The 16001-nt window shown below is 66.4% G+C and carries 11 protein-coding genes and 3 tRNA genes; 7 read left to right on the top strand and 7 right to left on the bottom strand.

Annotated elements, in window-relative coordinates:
• Positions 1-421 precede the first annotated feature (421 nt).
• Together FIV02_RS16075 and FIV02_RS16070 are read left to right on the top strand one after the other, a co-directional pair.
• A complete protein-coding gene (locus FIV02_RS16075) occupies positions 422-1483 on the top strand; it encodes a 3-deoxy-7-phosphoheptulonate synthase (RefSeq protein WP_152489183.1) in 1062 nt (353 codons plus the stop codon).
• Between the two features lie 102 nt (positions 1484-1585).
• Complete coding sequence (locus FIV02_RS16070; RefSeq protein ID WP_134675442.1) at positions 1586-2257, top strand: DNA-3-methyladenine glycosylase I; 672 nt, start codon at positions 1586-1588, stop codon at positions 2255-2257.
• On the opposite strand, the gene FIV02_RS16065 is transcribed toward FIV02_RS16070, so the two are convergent.
• The 5 genes from FIV02_RS16065 to FIV02_RS16045 form a co-directional block, all read right to left on the bottom strand.
• Positions 2247-2498 (bottom strand): YheU family protein, encoded by a 252-nt coding sequence (locus tag FIV02_RS16065; RefSeq protein ID WP_037053170.1) that lies wholly within the window; start codon positions 2496-2498, stop codon positions 2247-2249. The genes FIV02_RS16070 and FIV02_RS16065 overlap by 11 nt on opposite strands.
• Before the next feature lie 71 nt (positions 2499-2569).
• On the bottom strand, positions 2570-5314 hold the full coding sequence (locus tag FIV02_RS16060) for a hybrid sensor histidine kinase/response regulator (protein ID WP_152489182.1): 2745 nt from the start codon (positions 5312-5314) through the stop codon (positions 2570-2572).
• Positions 5315-5471: 157 nt separating this feature from the next.
• Complete coding sequence (locus FIV02_RS16055) at positions 5472-6671, bottom strand: osmoprotectant NAGGN system M42 family peptidase (RefSeq protein WP_152489181.1); 1200 nt, start codon at positions 6669-6671, stop codon at positions 5472-5474.
• Between the two features lie 64 nt (positions 6672-6735).
• On the bottom strand, positions 6736-8475 hold the full coding sequence (gene ngg / locus FIV02_RS16050) for an N-acetylglutaminylglutamine synthetase (protein WP_037053162.1): 1740 nt from the start codon (positions 8473-8475) through the stop codon (positions 6736-6738).
• A 126-nt stretch (positions 8476-8601) separates the two neighbouring features.
• Entirely contained in the window at positions 8602-10371 is a 1770-nt protein-coding gene (locus FIV02_RS16045; protein ID WP_152489180.1) for an N-acetylglutaminylglutamine amidotransferase, read from the bottom strand.
• Between the two features lie 108 nt (positions 10372-10479).
• On the opposite strand from FIV02_RS16045, the gene FIV02_RS16040 reads away from it, so the two are divergent.
• From FIV02_RS16040 to FIV02_RS16025, 4 genes are all read left to right on the top strand, one after another.
• A complete protein-coding gene (locus tag FIV02_RS16040) occupies positions 10480-10953 on the top strand; it encodes a MarR family winged helix-turn-helix transcriptional regulator (RefSeq protein WP_037053159.1) in 474 nt (157 codons plus the stop codon).
• A 97-nt stretch (positions 10954-11050) separates the two neighbouring features.
• A tRNA-Val gene (locus tag FIV02_RS16035) sits at positions 11051-11126 on the top strand.
• 32 nt (positions 11127-11158) lie between these two features.
• Positions 11159-11235 (top strand) — tRNA-Asp (locus FIV02_RS16030).
• A gap of 98 nt (positions 11236-11333) precedes the next feature.
• A tRNA-Asp gene (locus FIV02_RS16025) sits at positions 11334-11410 on the top strand.
• 189 nt (positions 11411-11599) lie between these two features.
• Here FIV02_RS16025 and FIV02_RS16020 read toward each other — a convergent pair.
• Together FIV02_RS16020 and FIV02_RS16015 are read right to left on the bottom strand one after the other, a co-directional pair.
• Positions 11600-12685 (bottom strand): AraC family transcriptional regulator, encoded by a 1086-nt coding sequence (locus FIV02_RS16020; protein ID WP_152489179.1) that lies wholly within the window; start codon positions 12683-12685, stop codon positions 11600-11602.
• Positions 12682-13707, bottom strand: coding sequence for a carbon-nitrogen hydrolase family protein (locus FIV02_RS16015; RefSeq protein ID WP_152489178.1), 1026 nt, complete (start codon positions 13705-13707; stop codon positions 12682-12684). Before FIV02_RS16015 ends, FIV02_RS16020 begins: the two co-directional genes overlap by 4 nt.
• 202 nt (positions 13708-13909) lie before the next feature.
• Between FIV02_RS16015 and FIV02_RS16010 the strand changes: the two genes are divergently transcribed.
• Positions 13910-15943 carry an NADPH-dependent 2,4-dienoyl-CoA reductase gene (locus FIV02_RS16010; RefSeq protein WP_047586354.1) on the top strand — a complete coding sequence of 678 codons (2034 nt, stop codon included), beginning with the start codon at positions 13910-13912 and terminating at the stop codon, positions 15941-15943.
• Positions 15944-16001 lie beyond the last annotated feature (58 nt).

Below are 16001 nucleotides of genomic sequence, written 5' to 3'. Positions count from 1 at the left end.
AGGTTCAGCCATCGTTCTGGAGAATTCCATGTCTGTCAGCCACAACCTCCTGTCCATGCTGCAAGCCGGTGCCTCTCGCGCCGCGTTGGCTCGTGCGCAGGCGCTCGTGGCGGCGGCGTATTATTTCTTTGGGTATTGGTTTAGCCACAGGCGCGCCTGATACCCCACAGGCGGCCTAGCAGAACAGGGTCGCCACCAGAGACGTTTTCCAGAAAACCCCCGGTCGGCAACCCGACCGGGGGTTTTGTTTTTTCGGTCGAAAAAGACCACGTATCGAGGACATGCAGATGAACCGTTATTACCGCAACTACCGCTACGACTGGCGATTTAGCAGCGTTACCGCCGCCCTGACACCTTTGCAACGAACACTCAGCTAGCGCCGCCGCGGCACCGACCGCGCCGGCCAAGGAACCGCCAGATCATGAACGCATCCGTCTCCGCTCAACTCGCTTCCCGCGCCACTTCCATCGTCCGTCGCAGCGCTCAGCCGCTGCCCAGTCCCGCCGTCCTGCGCCAGCGCCTGCCGTTGCCCAGTCTGCTTGCCGAACGCATCTGCGCCGACCGTGCCGCCATCCGTGCCGTGCTCGATGGCGAGGATTCGCGTCTGCTCGTCGTCGTCGGCCCGTGCTCCCTGCATGACCCGGTCTCGGCTCTCGAATATGCCGGGCGCCTGGCGGAACTCGCGCCCCAGGTCGATGACCAGCTGTTACTGGTGATGCGCGCCTACGTGGAGAAGCCGCGTACCACCGTGGGCTGGAAGGGCCTGCTGTACGACCCGCATCTCGACGGCAGTGGTGACATGGCCGAGGGGCTGCGCCAGTCGCGGCAACTGATGCTGGATATCCTGGCGCGCGGCCTGCCACTGGCGACCGAGTTGCTGCAACCGCTGGCCGCCGGCTACTTCGATGACCTGCTCGGCTGGGCGGCGATTGGCGCGCGAACCAGCGAATCGCAGGTGCACCGCGAGATGGTCAGCGGCCTGGACCTGCCGGTCGGCTTCAAGAACGGCACCGATGGCAGCGTCGGCATCGCCTGCGACGCCATGCGTTCGGCTGCGCACCCGCACCAGCACTTCGGTATCGATGAGCTTGGCCACCCGGCGCTGCTGCACACCGCCGGCAACCCCGATACCCACCTGGTGCTGCGCGGTGGCCACGGTGCGCCCAACCACGATGCCGCCAGTGTCGCCGCCGCGCGCGATGCCCTGCACCGTCAGGGCATCGCGCCGCGCATCATGGTCGATTGCAGCCATGCCAACAGCGGCAAGGACCCGCTGCGTCAGCCGGCGGTGCTGGACAGCGTGATCGACCAGCGCCTGGCTGGCGACCTAAGCCTGCGCGGGGTGATGCTGGAGAGCCACCTGTTCGACGGCTGCCAGGCGCTTTCCGGCGAGCTGCGCTACGGTGTCTCGATCACCGATGGCTGCCTGGGCTGGAGCGCGACCGAGGCCGCCCTGCGCCAGGCGGCTGAACGCCTGCGCTAGGGGCGCCCGCCGATCCGCGAGCGGCAGTGCCTTCGAGCGGGGCTTGAGTGTTCGGTGAACTGCGTGCAGGCTTCGTCACTGGTTTCAGCAAGGATTCGATTCATGCGTGATTACAAGTGGCTGCACGCGTTCTGCCTCAATCGCTTCGGTTCGGAGAAGGCGCTGCAGGCGATGCTGCCGCAGCCGTGCAGCGAGGCCGAGCTGCGCGCATTGAGCGACGACCGCTACCTGTCGTTGATCAGCCTGCGCATCTTCCGCGCAGGGCTCAAGCACAGCCTGGTGGACGCCAAGTGGCCGGCGTTCGAGGAGGTGTTCTTCGGTTTCGACCCGGAGAAGGTGGTGCTGATGGGCGGCGAGCGCCTGGAGAACCTGATGCAGGACGCGCGTCTGATTCGCCATCTGGGCAAGTTGAAGAGCGTGCCGCGCAACGCCCAGTTCATCCTCGATGTCCGTCGCGAGAAAGGCAGCTTCGGCGCCCTCGTCGCGGACTGGCCGGCAAGCGATATCGTCGGTCTGTGGAAGTACCTGGCCAAGCACGGCAGCCAGTTGGGCGGGCTGTCCGCGCCGCGCTTCCTGCGCATGGTCGGCAAGGATACCTTCGTGCCCACCGATGACATGGTGGCGGCGCTCAAGGCCCAGGGCATCATCGACAAGGCACCGACCAGCCAGAAGGACCTGGCCGCCGTGCAGGCGGCTTTCAACCAATGGCACGCCGAGAGCGGCCGGCCGCTGTGTCAGCTATCGGTCATGCTGGCGCATACGGTCAATCACTGAAGTCGTCGTTCAGCGCATCCAGCCACTCTTTCGGCACGTCGCGCTTCATCGCCAGCTGGCACTGCTGGCTGTCGGGATCGAACACGATCACCGCCTCGCCCTTGTCCAGGGCGCGGCGCACGCGCTGGACGCGGGTCTCCAGCGGGGTTTCGTCACCGTTGTCGGTACCGTCGCGGGTGACGAAGTCTTCGATCAGGGCGGTGAGGGTGTCGGCTTGCAGCAGGTGGGCGGGAATCAGCACAGCGAACGGGCTCCAGTGGCAGGCGCCCATGATAGAGGCAGAGCGCCTGCCGCTGCGAGCCTCTGCCGATGTCAGGCGCCCTGCGGGTCGAGGTAGCGCTCCAGGGTGCTGTAGAGCACGCCGCTGTCCAGCGGTTTGCCGAGGAAATCGTCCATGCCGGCGTCCAGGCCGTGCTGGCGGTGCTCTTCGAGGATGTGTGCGGTCAGGGCGATGATGGGCACGGCGGCCAACTGCTGGCCGCGTTCCAGGCGACGGATCTGCCGGGTAGCCTCGAAACCGTCCATCACCGGCATCTCGCAGTCCATCAGGATCAGCTGCACGGCGGCGGGGTCGCGCGCATATTCGTCGACGGCCGCCTGGCCGTTAGTCACCAGGCGCACGCTGTAGCCGCGTTTCTTGAGGAAGCCCTGAACCACCAGCTGATTCACCGGGTTGTCTTCCGCCACCAGGATGCACGGGGCGTTGCCATTGTCGTTGCGTACTTCTCTCACCAATCGATGTACCTGTGCTCTGGGTTCTTCATACAGCCCGCTCAGTGCCTGGCGCAGGGCGTTGATCGCCACGGGCTGGGCCAGGTGTTGCAGGCGCAGGCCGTGACTGGCCGGTAATTGCTGGCAGGCTTCGGGCGGGCAGACCAGCAGCACGCGCTGCTGCGTCTGCAGCATGGGCCTGAGCGAGTCGAGCCAGTGGTTCACCCCGCCCGGCCAGGGCGCCATCAATATCAGCAATGGCGGCGCGGCGAAATCCTCCAGGTAGCCTTGCAGGCGCTCCGGTGTCTGGCAGCGCTCGGTGCGCATGCCCCAGCGCCCGAGCAGCCGGCTCATGGCATCCAGGCCCAGGCCGTCCAGCGAGGCGAGCAGGGCGGTGCGTCCGGCCAGCAGACGGTTGAGTTCGTCGGGCACGTCCGGTTCGGCCAGCAAGGGTATATCGAATGCGAAGCGCGTGCCCTGGCCGAGGGTGCTCTGGACCTCGATCCGTCCGCCCATCATCTCCACCAGCTCCTTGCTGATGGCCAGGCCCAGGCCGCTGCCGCCGTAGCGGCGGGTGGTGCTGGAGTCGCCCTGGGCGAAGGACTCGAAGAGCTGCGCCAGTGCCTGCTCGCTGATGCCGATACCGCTGTCGCTGACGGCGAACACCAGGTGCGGTTCGCCGTGGCTGTCGCTGCGGCGGCTGACACTGAGCGCGACATGGCCTTCGGCGGTGAATTTCAGGGCATTGCTGAGCAGGTTCATCAGCACCTGCTTGAGGCGTGTCGGGTCGCCCTGAATCCGCCGGGGCACACCGTTTTCCAGGCTGACGTAGAGGCGCAGGTGCTTGTCCATGGCCTGCCCGGTGAACAGGCTGAGGGTGTCGGAGATCATGTCCTCGAGGTCGAACTCGATCTGTTCCAGGCTGAGCTTGCCGGACTCGATGCGGGCGTAGTCGAGGATGTCGTTGATCACCGCCATCAGCGAGCTGCCGGAGCTGGAGATGGTGTCGACGTAGAAGCGCTGGCTGCGATCCAGCGGCGTCTCGCGCAGCAGTTGCAGCATGCCCAGCACGCCGTTGAGCGGCGTGCGGATCTCGTGGCTCATCTTGGCCAGGAAGCGGCTCTTGGCCTGGCTTTCGAACGCCGCCTGCTCGGCGGCGCGGCGCGACTGGAAGCCTTCTTCCTTGAGCAGGTTGATGCGGTCGGCCAGGCCGATGGACAGGGTGATCAGCTCGATGGTGACGCCGATCTTCACCGCCGTGGCGCCGAACACGCCGAACACCTCCAGCCCCAGCGAGCCGGTGGTGGCCTGGATGAAGGCGAACAGCAGGATGGCCCAGGCCAGGGTGTAGTAGGAGCCATAGCGCACGCCCCGGCGCCAGATGTAGATACCGGTGAGCAGCAGGATCAGCGACACCACGGAGACGGTGACGCTGGCCAGGATGTTCCAGGCGGCGAAGCCGATCAGCGGTACCGACAGCAGGCAGCCGATGCACACCAGCATCAGCAGGCGCAGGCCGGTGTCGAGCGTCGGAAAGTACTGCCGCGCGTGGAGGAAGTGGCGGCTGAACTGGATGGCCGTGAGGCAGTGCACGTACATCAGGATGTAGATGCTGACCGACTGGAAGGCCACGTGCTCGGGGAGCAGCTTGAACAGCATGCCGTCGAAGCAGGCGGCGAGCAGGCCGACGTTGAGGTTGTAGGCCAGGTACCAGAGGTAGGCCGACTCGCGCAGTGACAGGTAGAGGAACAGGTTGTAGCAGAACATCGCGAACAGCACGCCATAGAAGGCGCCGGCGAACCCCATCAGGTTCTCCTGCGCCGCCGCGCTGGCGCCGTAGGTGGCGAAGAACAGCGGCACGAACACCGTGCTGCTGGTTTCCACGCGGATCAGCAGCGTGCTGACACCCGGCTCCATCTGCATGGGGAACCAGAAGTTGCGGACCTGCACCGGGCGTTGCGAGAAGGCGAAGCGGTCACCGCTTTCCTGGGTCTGGCGCCGGCCCCGGGGATCGATCAGGTAGACCTGCAGGTGATCGAGAAGCGGGTAATTGACTTCGAGGTAGCCGCCCAGCGGGTGATCGAGGCTGCTGACCAGGCGCACCTTGAACCACCACACGGAGGCATTCTTGCCGAGATTGGCATGCTCGCCTTCCAGGTCGTGGAAGGCGCCATCGTCCAGGGCCTGGACCTGTTCGACGCTCAGGCTGCCGTCCGCGTCCTCGTAGTAGCCGGTGTAGGGGCCCAGGGAAAAGCGCAGGTCGTCACTGTCCAGCGGCGCGGGCGTGAGGGCCCAGCTCGGACATGCAAGCCAGAACAGCAGCAAAGCCAGACATAGACGAGGCATCCGTGAACCTCAGAAGGCCATGTGCATGGCCGGAAGTCGTTTTAACGTCGCATGGCGACGACCCGCAGGTTGGCCAGGGTGCTGGCGGCCATAAAAAGGGGAGCCTGAGCTCCCCCTGTCGTCCTTCGTGCCACTTTGCCCTTATGTGGGAAACCCTTCAAGCATCCCGATCATGTTGCTTGACCAGGCTGTCCACCGGCGGCACCCGGGTGTCGCTTTCCATCTGCGCATCGTGCTCCAGCTGGTGGCTGAAACGCTCCAGCGAACCCTGGGCGGGCTGGGCGTCGCTGGCGAACACCGGCGGGCTCATCATGTAGGCGGTGAGTAGGCTGCTGAGCGCCTTGAGGCTGTCGATGTGCGTGCGCTCGTAGCCGTGGGTGGCATCGCAGCCGAAGGCCAGCAGCGCCGTGCGGATATCGTGGCCGGCGGCGACGGCGGACTGGGCATCGCTGTGGTAGTAGCGGAACAGGTCGCGGCGCACCGCCACCTCCTGTTCGGCGGCCAGGCGCAGCAGCTGGCGGGACAGGTGGTAGTCGTAGGGGCCGCCGGAGTCCTGCATGGCCACGCTGACGGCATGCTCGCTGGATTGCTGGCCGGGCGCGACCGGGGCGATGTCGATACCGACGAATTCGCTGACGTCCCAGGGCAGGGCGGCGGCGGCGCCGGAGCCGACTTCCTCGGTGATGGTGAACAGCGGGTGGCAGTCGATCAGCGGTTGCAGGCCGTGATCGCGAATGAGCTTGAGCGACGTCAGCAGGGCGGCCACGCCGGCCTTGTCGTCCAGGTGACGGGCGCTGATATGACCGCTTTCGGAGAACTCCGGCAGGGGGTCGAAGGCGACGAAGTCACCCACCGAGATGCCCAGCGAGTCGCAGTCGGCGCGGGTGGCGCAGTAGGCGTCCAGGCGCAGCTCGACGTGGTCCCAGCTGATCGGCAGGGTGTCGACCGCCGTGTTGAAGGCGTGTCCGGACGCCATCAGCGGCAGCACGCTGCCACGGATCACGCCGTTGTCGGTGAACAGGCTGACGCGGCTGCCCTCGGCGAAGCGGCTCGACCAGCACCCCACCGGGGCCAGGCCGAGGCGGCCGTTGTCCTTGATCTCGCGGACGATGGCGCCGATGGTATCCAGGTGTGCGGAGACGGCGCGGTCAAAGCGTTCGTACTCGCTCTGGCGCCCGCGCAACGTGGCGCGGATGGTGCCGCGACGGGTCAGTTCGAAGGGGATTTCCAGCTCTTCCAGGCGCTCGGCGACATAGCGCACGATGGTGTCGGTGAAGCCGGTCGGGCTGGGGATGGCGAGCATCTCCAGCAGCACCTTCTGCAGGTAGTCGAGATCGGGTTCGGGTAGTTGTTGCATACAAGCTCCTCGGCGTTTGAGTCTTCCCACTCCCGTTCGCGGGAGTGGGCCGGGGGAGTGGGGTTCAGCTCGTGGCCTGGCTCAGCGGGAACAGCAGGTCGACGAAGCGCTCGGCGGTTGGCTGCGGTTCATGGTTGGCCAGGCCGGCGCGCTCGTTGGCTTCGATGAACACGTAGTCGGGCTGGTCGGCGGCCGGCACCAGCAGGTCGAGGCCGACCACCGGGATCTCCAGCGCACGCGCCGCCTTGATCGCGGCATCGCGCAGCTTCGGATGCAGGATCGCGGTGACGTCCTCCAGCGTGCCGCCGGTGTGCAGGTTGGCGGTCTTGCGCACCGCCAGGCGCTGTCCGGCGGGCAGCACGCTGTCGTAGTCCAAGCCGGCGCCGTGCAGGGTGCGCAGGGTCTCGGCGTCCTTGGGAATGCGGCTCTCGCCGCCGGTGGCGGCCTGGCGGCGACGGCTCTGCGCGTCGATCAGCTCACCGATGCTGTGGCGGCCGTCACCGATGATCTCGGCCGGGCGGCGGATCGCGGCGGCGACGACTTCATAGCCGATCACCAGCACGCGCAGGTCGTGGCCGGCATGGTAGCTCTCCAGCAGCACGCGTTGGTCGAACACCCGTGCGCGTTCGATCGCCTCCTGCACCTCGCCGGGCGTGCGCAGGTCCACGGCGACGCCCTGGCCCTGTTCGCCATCGACCGGCTTGACCACCACCGAGCCGTGTTCGGCGAGAAACGCGGCATTGTCCTCGGCACTGCCTGCGAGGCGCTGGTCGGGCACGCTGAGCTGCGCCCGCGACAGCGCGCGGTGGGTCAGGCGCTTGTCCTGGCACAGGGTCATGCTCACCGCGCTGGTCAGGTCGCACAGCGATTCGCGGCAGCGGATGCGCCGACCGCCATGGCTGAGGGTGAACAGCCCGGCCTCGGCGTCGTCCACCTGCACCTCGATGCCACGGCGCAGGGCTTCGTCGACGATGATGCGTGCATAGGGATTGAGTTCGGCCTGCGGGCCGGGGCCGAGGAACAGCGGCTGGTTGATCCCGTTCTTGCGCTTGAGGCTGAAGGTCTGCAGCTCGCGAAAGCCCAGCTTGGCGTACAGCCGCTTGGCCTGCTTGTTGTCGTGCAGCACCGACAGGTCGAGGTAGCTCAGGCCACGGCTCATGCCATGCTCGATCAGGTGGCGCACCAGCACTTCGCCGACGCCCGGCCGGCTGCACTGCGGGTCGACCGCCAGGCACCAGAGGCTGCTGCCGTTTTCCGGGTCGCGGAAGGCGCGCTGGTGATTGAGGCCCATGACGCTGCCGATCACCGCGCCGCTGTCCTCGTCCTCGGCCAGCCAGTAGGTCGGGCCGCCGTCGTTGTAGGGGGTGAGCTTGTCCGCATCGATCGGCAGCATGCCGCGGGTCTGGTACAGGCAGTTGATCGCCTGCCAGTCCGCCTCGCTCTGCGCGCGGCGGATGCGGAAACCGCGAAAGCTGCGACGCGCCGGCCGGTAGTCGGTGAACCACAGGCGCAGGGTGTCGGACGGGTCGAGGAACAGTTGTTGCGGGGCGTGGGCCAGCACCTGGTGCGGGGCGGCGACGTACAGGGCGATGTCGCGCTCGCCGGGTTGTTCGTCGAGCAGGGCTTCGGCCAGCGCCGTGGCGTCCGGGTAGGTGTGGCCGATCAGCAGTCGCCCCCAGCCGCAGTGGATGGCCTGCGGCTGGCTGGGCTGGCTGCTGTGGTCCTCGGCAAGACGCGCCTGCAGACGTTCGTAGGAGGGTGTCTGGCCGCGGATCAGGCGTTGGTTAAAGGCAGGGGAGCGCATGAGTTGTCCTTAATCTCTACCTCCGGTCTGGGCCGGATCGAGTGTTGAGTCGCGACAACCCCGGATGACATCCGGGCTACGACCGTTGATCCGGCAGGCGCGCCGCGAGCGCCGCGCCTGCCCGCTTTACAGACCCTGTTCGCTCAGCCACAGGTTGAGCGCCGCGAGCTGCCACAGCTTGGAGCCGCGCAGCGGCGTCAACTGGCTCTGCGGGTTGGTCAGCAACTGGTCGAGCATGCTCGGATTGAACAGGCCGCGATCCTGGCTGGGGTCGAGCAGCAGGTCGCGTACCCAACCGAGGGTGGCGCCTTCCAGGTGCTTGAGGCCCGGTACCGGGAAGTAGCCCTTGGGCCGGTCGATCACCTCGCTGGGGATGACCTTGCGTGCCGCTTCCTTGAGCACGTGCTTGCCGCCGTCGGGCAGCTTGAACTGCGCCGGAATGCGCGCCGACAGTTCGGCCACGCGGTAGTCGAGGAACGGCGTGCGCGCCTCCAGGCCCCAGGCCATGGTCATGTTGTCCACGCGCTTGACCGGGTCGTCGACCAGCATCACCGTGCTGTCCAGGCGCAGGGCCTTGTCCACCGCCGCCTCGGCGCCTGGTTGGGCGAAGTGCTCGCGGACGAACTCGCCGGCCATGTCGCCAGTCAGCCAGGCCGGCTGCACGCAGGCGGCGTACTCGTCGTGCTCGCGGTCGAAGAAGGCCGCGCGGTAGGCGGCGAAGGCATCCTTGGCGCCGTCGACCTGCGGGTACCAGTGGTAGCCGGCGAACAGCTCGTCGGCGCCCTGGCCGCTCTGCACCACCTTGCAGTGCTTGGCCACTTCACGCGAGAGCAGATAGAAGGCGATGCAGTCGTGGCTGACCATCGGCTCGCTCATGGCGCGGAAGGCCTGCGGCAACTGCTCGAGGATCTCGTGCTCGCCGATGCGCAACTGGTGATGGCGGGTGGCGAAGCGCTGGGCGATCAGGTCCGAGTACTGGAATTCGTCACCGCGTTCGCCGCCGGCATCCTGGAAGCCGATGGAGAAGGTCAGCAGGTTTTCCACGCCGGCTTCACGCAGCAGGCCGACCAGCATGCTCGAGTCGACGCCACCGGAGAGCAGCACGCCGACATCCACGGCGGCGCGCTGACGGATCTCCACCGCTTGGCGCATGGTTTCCAGCGTCTGCTCGCGCCATTCTTCCAGGCCGTAGCCGGCTTCGTCGCCGCGCGGGCCGAATTGCAGCGACCACCAGCTCTGCTGCTCGACCTTGCCATTCGCGTCGACGCGCATCCAGGTCGCTGGCGGCAGTTTCTCGACGCCGGCCAGGATGGTGCGCGGCGCCGGCACCACGGCATGGAAGTTCAGGTAATGGTTGAGCGCCACGGCATCCAGCGTCTTGGCGATGTCGCCGCCTTGCAGCAGCGCCGGCAGCGACGAGGCGAAGCGCAAACGCTGACCGGTGCGCGACAGGTACAGCGGCTTGACGCCGAGGCGGTCGCGGGCGATGAACAGGTTCTGCGTGTCGCGCTCCCAGACGGCGAAGGCGAACATGCCATTGAGCTTGGGCAGCAGTTGCTCGCCCCAGGCGTGATAGCCCTTGAGCAGCACTTCGGTGTCGCCGCCGGAGAAGAAGCGATAACCCAGCGCCTCCAGTTCGGCGCGCAGCTCGGGGTAGTTGTAGATGGCGCCGTTGAACACCATGGACAGGCCGAGGTCGCTGTCGATCATCGGCTGCCCCGAGGCTTCGGCCAGATCCATGATCTTCAGGCGGCGATGGCCGAGGGCGATGGGGCCCTGGCTGTGGAAGCCGTGGGCGTCGGGGCCGCGAGGGGCCAGGTGGTGGGTGATGCGTTCGACTGCCGCCAGGTCCGCGGGGCGTCGATCAAAACGTAGTTCTCCAGCTATTCCGCACATAGTTCCTTACCGGTGTTTCCGTTGGGGAGTGGTCCGTTCCCGGACCTTTTACACCAAAACAAAAAAATGCTTTCATGTCAAAGTTTTGGTGGCTATGAATTGGTGCTTATGAGCGATAAAAAAGTTCCTGTTGAAATAGATTTGTCATCTGTCATGGCATTCGAGATGCCGCTTTTCCAGGCCTTGCGGCGCTTGCAGCAGGCGGGGGAGGTGCACGCCAAGCGTCTGGCCCGCTTCGGTGGGCTGACCCCCATGCAGCTGATGATCCTGCAGGTACTGGCCAGCGAGACGCGCCTGACCGCCAGCGTGCTCAGCAGCCGGGTCAGCCTGACGGCGGCGACGCTGTCCGGTCTGCTCGATCGCCTGGAGGAGCGCGGCCTGCTGCAACGCCAGCGCGACGATCAGGATCGCCGTCGCCAGTGGTTGCTGATCAGTGAGGCCGGCCGCGAACTGATCCAGCAGGCACCGTCGCTGATGCCACCGGAATTCAACCGGCGTTTTGCCGCCCTTGCCGACTGGGAGCGCCACGCTCTGACGGCGGCGCTGTTGCGTGCCGCCGAGCTGTGCGGGGAAATGGATTGAGGCGCGGCGGGCGGCGCGTCTTTTTCAGAAAAAATTCAAGCAGGGTGTTGACTTAGCGTCGCCACCTGCATAAAGTGCGCGCCTCGCTAAGGCACATGGGTGGTTAGCTCAGCCGGGAGAGCATCTGCCTTACAAGCAGAGGGTCGGCGGTTCGATCCCGTCACCACCCACCATTAGCGAATTCGGACGCAAGTCCGGCCGACGCGCAGCGGTAGTTCAGTCGGTTAGAATACCGGCCTGTCACGCCGGGGGTCGCGGGTTCGAGTCCCGTCCGCTGCGCCATTATTTCCCAGATCGACCTTGGTCGGTTTGAGATGGCAAGGCCCGCAAGGGCGCCATCAGATGCAACAGAGTTCTCTGGACGTAAGTCCAACCGACACGCAGCGGTAGTTCAGTCGGTTAGAATACCGGCCTGTCACGCCGGGGGTCGCGGGTTCGAGTCCCGTCCGCTGCGCCATATACGAAACCCGTCGATCGCGAGATCGACGGGTTTTTTATTGCCTGCGCTCCGGCGTTGCCGTCCTGCGGCGTTTCGTCATCTTGTCTTCATGCTGACAACGTAGCTTGCTAACGAAAGACGCAATGACCCAGGAGAACGGGCGATGGATGACTATCAGGAAGAACTGCTCGAGCGTGATGGCTTCGATCAGGACGTGATCGACGTGGACGACGACGCCACGGAGCTCTGAGCTTCGCTATCGGCCCGGCGCTGTGCGCGGCGATAGTCGCCGGGCGTCTGTCCGAGCCAGCGCTTGAAGGCGCGCTGGAAGGCTTCGGCCGAGGCGAAACCGAGCAGGTAGGCGATTTCACCGAAGGCCAGTTCGGTATCGCGGATATAGGCCGTCGCCAGGTCGCGGCGGGTGTCATTGACGATGGCGCGAAACTGCGTGCCTTCCTCGGCCAGCTTGCGGCGCAATGTCCAGCTGGGCAGTTGCAGGTTGCGCGCGACTTCCTCCAGGTCCGGCTCGTGCCCGTGCAGCATGGGGCCGAGCAGCTGGATGACCCGTTCACGCAGGCTGCGCGTGCGGGTCAGCTGATCCAGTTCGCGCTCGCACAGCTCCAGCAGGTGCCGCCAGGTGCCGGGGCAGTGCTGCGGGTTGCGCAGCGCCAGGGTGTCGCTGCTCAGGCGCAGGCGGTTGGCGCTGGCCGCGAATTCCACCGGGCAGCCGAACAGGCTCTCGTAGCGCTCGCCGTATGCCGGCAGCGGAAATTCGATCTCGACCTTTTCCAGGGCAATGCTGCGGCCGACCACTTGCCCCAGGTTCTGTTGCCAGCCCGCCAGTACCGAGTCCACCACGAAGCGGTTGTAGGTGTTGTACGGACTGATGGAATAGAAGTGCAGCCAGGCACCACGAGCATCCTCGCTGAAGCCCGAACGCCCGCGGTAGTTGGCGGCGTACAGCGGCTCGAAGCGGGTCAGGGTGCGTGCCGCTTCGCGCAGGTCGGGTGCCTGCATGGCACAGACGCCGGCCAGGCCGACCTGGCCGAGGCGGCTGTGGCGCCCCATGTCCAGGCCCAGTGCGGGGTTGTTGCACAGGGCGATGGCGCTGTGGCCCAGGCGCATGAAGCGAGGGATCGACAGGCGTGCGCGCGGCTCGCTCAGGCGTGCGGCATCCAGGCCGAACTGTTCGAGCAGGGGCTCGGGAGCCTGGCCCTGCTCGCGCAGGGCTTCGGCCAGGGCCTGGGTGAAGCCGACGGACAGGTCGCCGAGGCGTACGCGTGAAATTTTCATAACCACAGGTTGACCAGTTGTGCACCGCTGGTGCTCGCGCCCAGGGCGCTCGTCCCGGCGCGGAATGCCAGTGCCGGCGGTTGCCCCTGATGCTCCCAGAGTTGTCCGCGCAGATGGACCTGCATGCCGGCATGGATGCCGCTGCGCAGCAGCTGTTCATGCAGCAGGGTGGCGTCTGCGGCGGCCTGCAGGTCGCTAGGCATAGCCAGCAGGTCGAGCCGGCTGGCAGCCAGTGTCCGTGCGTCCGCCAGGCGGGCGACGTCGCCGCCCAACAGCACGCCGAGTCGGCCGGCTGGGGTGTCCAGGACCTGCAGGGCGGTGGCCGTGGTCGTCGTGCTGGCTTCGGCATCGTAAGCATGCCGCTGGGGTTGTCCCAGGGGCTTGCCGGCGCGGTCGAACACCAGGCTGACGCTGTACAGCGGGCCGCGCCCGACCTGCAGGCGGCCGTGTTCCACGCGCGGCTCCGGCAGGACGATGGAGCCTGCCACCAGGGTGATGCCGTAGTCGCGCGCCAGGTCGCCGAACAGCTGCTGGTAGTCGTGCGCCATCGATTGCGCCTTGGTGCGCAGCAGCGCATCGCTCACGCGCGACGGGGCCTGGGCGGCGAACAGGGCGCCGAGAAAGTCCAGCGGGTTGCTGGCCGCCAGCCAATGCAGGGCCTGGCGCTGTCCGGGGGCGTGATAGAGCTCGTCCTTCTCGCCCACGGCCAGCAGCCAGGTGCCGATGTGTTCGGGCAGCACGACCACCGTGCGCGCATTGAGCATGCCGCGCTCGCGTGCGTGGTCCAGGTAGGCGGCCAGCTTCAGGCGCAGGCGCGACAGGCTCTGATAGTCACCGGCGAACAGTTCCGGCTGGATGCCCAGCAGGTTGCCGCGAGCGCCGGGTTGGCCGAGGTCGAGTGCGACCTGGCTGCGCAGGTCGGACAGGTAATGGCTGACAGGGCGTTGCTGGCGCCAGCGGGCGTAGCTGCCGAGGCCGGCCAGCAGCGTGAGCGTCAGCGCGAGGATGATAAATGGACGCATGCAGGTTCTTTCGATTGGGTTGTGTTGCAGGTTAGGTCGATCGTGCCGGGCTGCCAAGGTTAATTGCTAGTTTTGATCATTATCTTGTCAGTTTTGATCATTGAGCATGCCTGGCCGCCTCTTTATCGTCTGGCTCCATAACCGACCGCGTGCCCATGAGACCGCGGCAACCCGTGAACTGCACCGCGATGTGGAGATTTCCATGACTGCTCGTTACCCGAACCTGCTGGCCCCGCTCGATCTCGGCTTCACCACTTTGAAGAACCGTACCCTGATGGGCTCCATGCACACTGGCCTGGAGGAGAAGCCGGGCGGTTTCGAGCGCATGGCGGCCTACTTCGCCGAGCGCGCCCGTGGCGGTGTCGGCCTGATGGTCACCGGCGGCATCGGCCCGAACGAGGAGGGTGGCGTCTATGCGGGCGCAGCCAAGCTGAGCACGCCGGAAGAGGCCGACAAGCACAAGGTCGTGACCCAGGCCGTGCACGAAGCCGGTGGCAAGATCTGCATGCAGATCCTGCATGCCGGGCGCTACGCCTACAGCCCGAAGTCCGTGGCGCCGAGCGCCATCCAGGCGCCGATCAACCCGTTCAAGCCGCGCGAGCTGGACGAGGAGGGGATCGAGAAGCAGATCGCCGATTTCGTCAATTGTGCCGCGCTGGCGCAGCAGGCGGGCTACGACGGTGTCGAGGTGATGGGCTCGGAAGGCTACTTCATCAACCAGTTCCTGGTCGCCCACACCAACCATCGCACTGATCGCTGGGGCGGCAGCTTCGAGAACCGCATGCGTCTGCCGGTGGAGATCGTCCGCCGTGTGCGCGAGGCGGTGGGCACCGACTTCATCATCATCTATCGCCTGTCGATGCTCGACCTGGTCGAAGGGGGCAGCACCTGGGACGAGATCGTCCTGCTGGCCAAGGCCATCGAACAGGCTGGCGCCACCCTCATCAACACCGGTATCGGCTGGCACGAGGCGCGCATCCCGACCATCGCCACCAAGGTGCCGCGTGCGGCCTTCACCAAGGTCACCGCGAAGCTCAAGGGCGAAGTGTCGATCCCGCTGATCACCACCAACCGTATCAATACCCCGGAAGTGGCCGAGCAGGTGCTGGCCGAGGGCGATGCCGACATGGTGTCGATGGCGCGCCCGTTCCTGGCCGACCCGGATTTCGTCAACAAGGCCGCCGAAGGCCGTGCGGACGAGATCAACACCTGCATCGGCTGCAACCAGGCCTGCCTGGACCACACCTTCGGCGGCAAGCTGACCAGCTGCCTGGTCAACCCGCGTGCCTGCCACGAGACCGAGCTGAACTACATCCCCACCACCACGGTGAAGAAGATCGCCGTGGTGGGCGCCGGCCCTGCCGGGTTGGCGGCCTCCACCGTCGCTGCCGAGCGTGGTCATGCGGTGACCCTGTTCGACGCGGCCGGCGAGATCGGCGGTCAGTTCAACGTGGCCAAGCGCGTGCCGGGCAAGGAGGAGTTCTTCGAGACCCTGCGTTACTTCAAGCGCAAGCTGGAAACCACCGGTGTCGACGTACGCCTGAACACCCGCGTATCGGTGGATGACCTGGTCGCCGGCGGCTTCGACGACATCATCCTGGCCACCGGCATCGCGCCGCGCACCCCGGAGATTCCAGGCATCGATCACCCCAAGGTGATCGGCTACCTGGACGCGATCCTCGAGCGCAAGCCGGTCGGCCAGAAGGTCGCGGTGATCGGCGCCGGCGGTATCGGTTTCGATGTCTCCGAGTTCATCACGCACCAGGGCACGGCCACCAGCCTCGACCGCGAAGCGTTCTGGAAGGAGTGGGGCATCGACACCGCGCTCGAGGCGCGTGGTGGCGTGGCGGGCATCGAGGCGCATCCGCACCCGGCTGCGCGTCAGGTGTTCCTGTTGCAGCGCAAGAAGTCCAAGGTCGGCGATGGCCTGGGCAAGACCACCGGCTGGATTCACCGCACCGGCCTGAAGAACAAGAACGTGCAGATGCTCAACAGCGTCGAGTACGTGCGCATCGACGATGCCGGTCTGCATGTCCGCATCGCCGCGGGCGAGGAACAGGTGCTGCCGGTCGACACCGTCATCGTCTGCGCCGGTCAGGACCCGCTGCGTGAGCTGCAGGACGGTCTGCAGCATGCCGGTCAGCGCGTGCACCTGGTCGGTGGCGCGGACGTCGCCGCCGAACTGGATGCCAAGCGGGCCATCAACCAGGGCTCGCGCCTGGCGGCCGAACTCTGATCGAAACAGCGCCCCGCTTCCAGCGGGGCGTTTGCTATCCGGCTTGAAAACAACAAGG

This window comes from Pseudomonas sp. THAF187a (assembly GCF_009363395.1).
GTDB classification, from domain to species: domain Bacteria; phylum Pseudomonadota; class Gammaproteobacteria; order Pseudomonadales; family Pseudomonadaceae; genus Aquipseudomonas; species Aquipseudomonas khazarica.
Note: the sequence above shows the minus strand (reverse complement) of the source record. Positions and strands in the feature narration are given on the sequence as shown.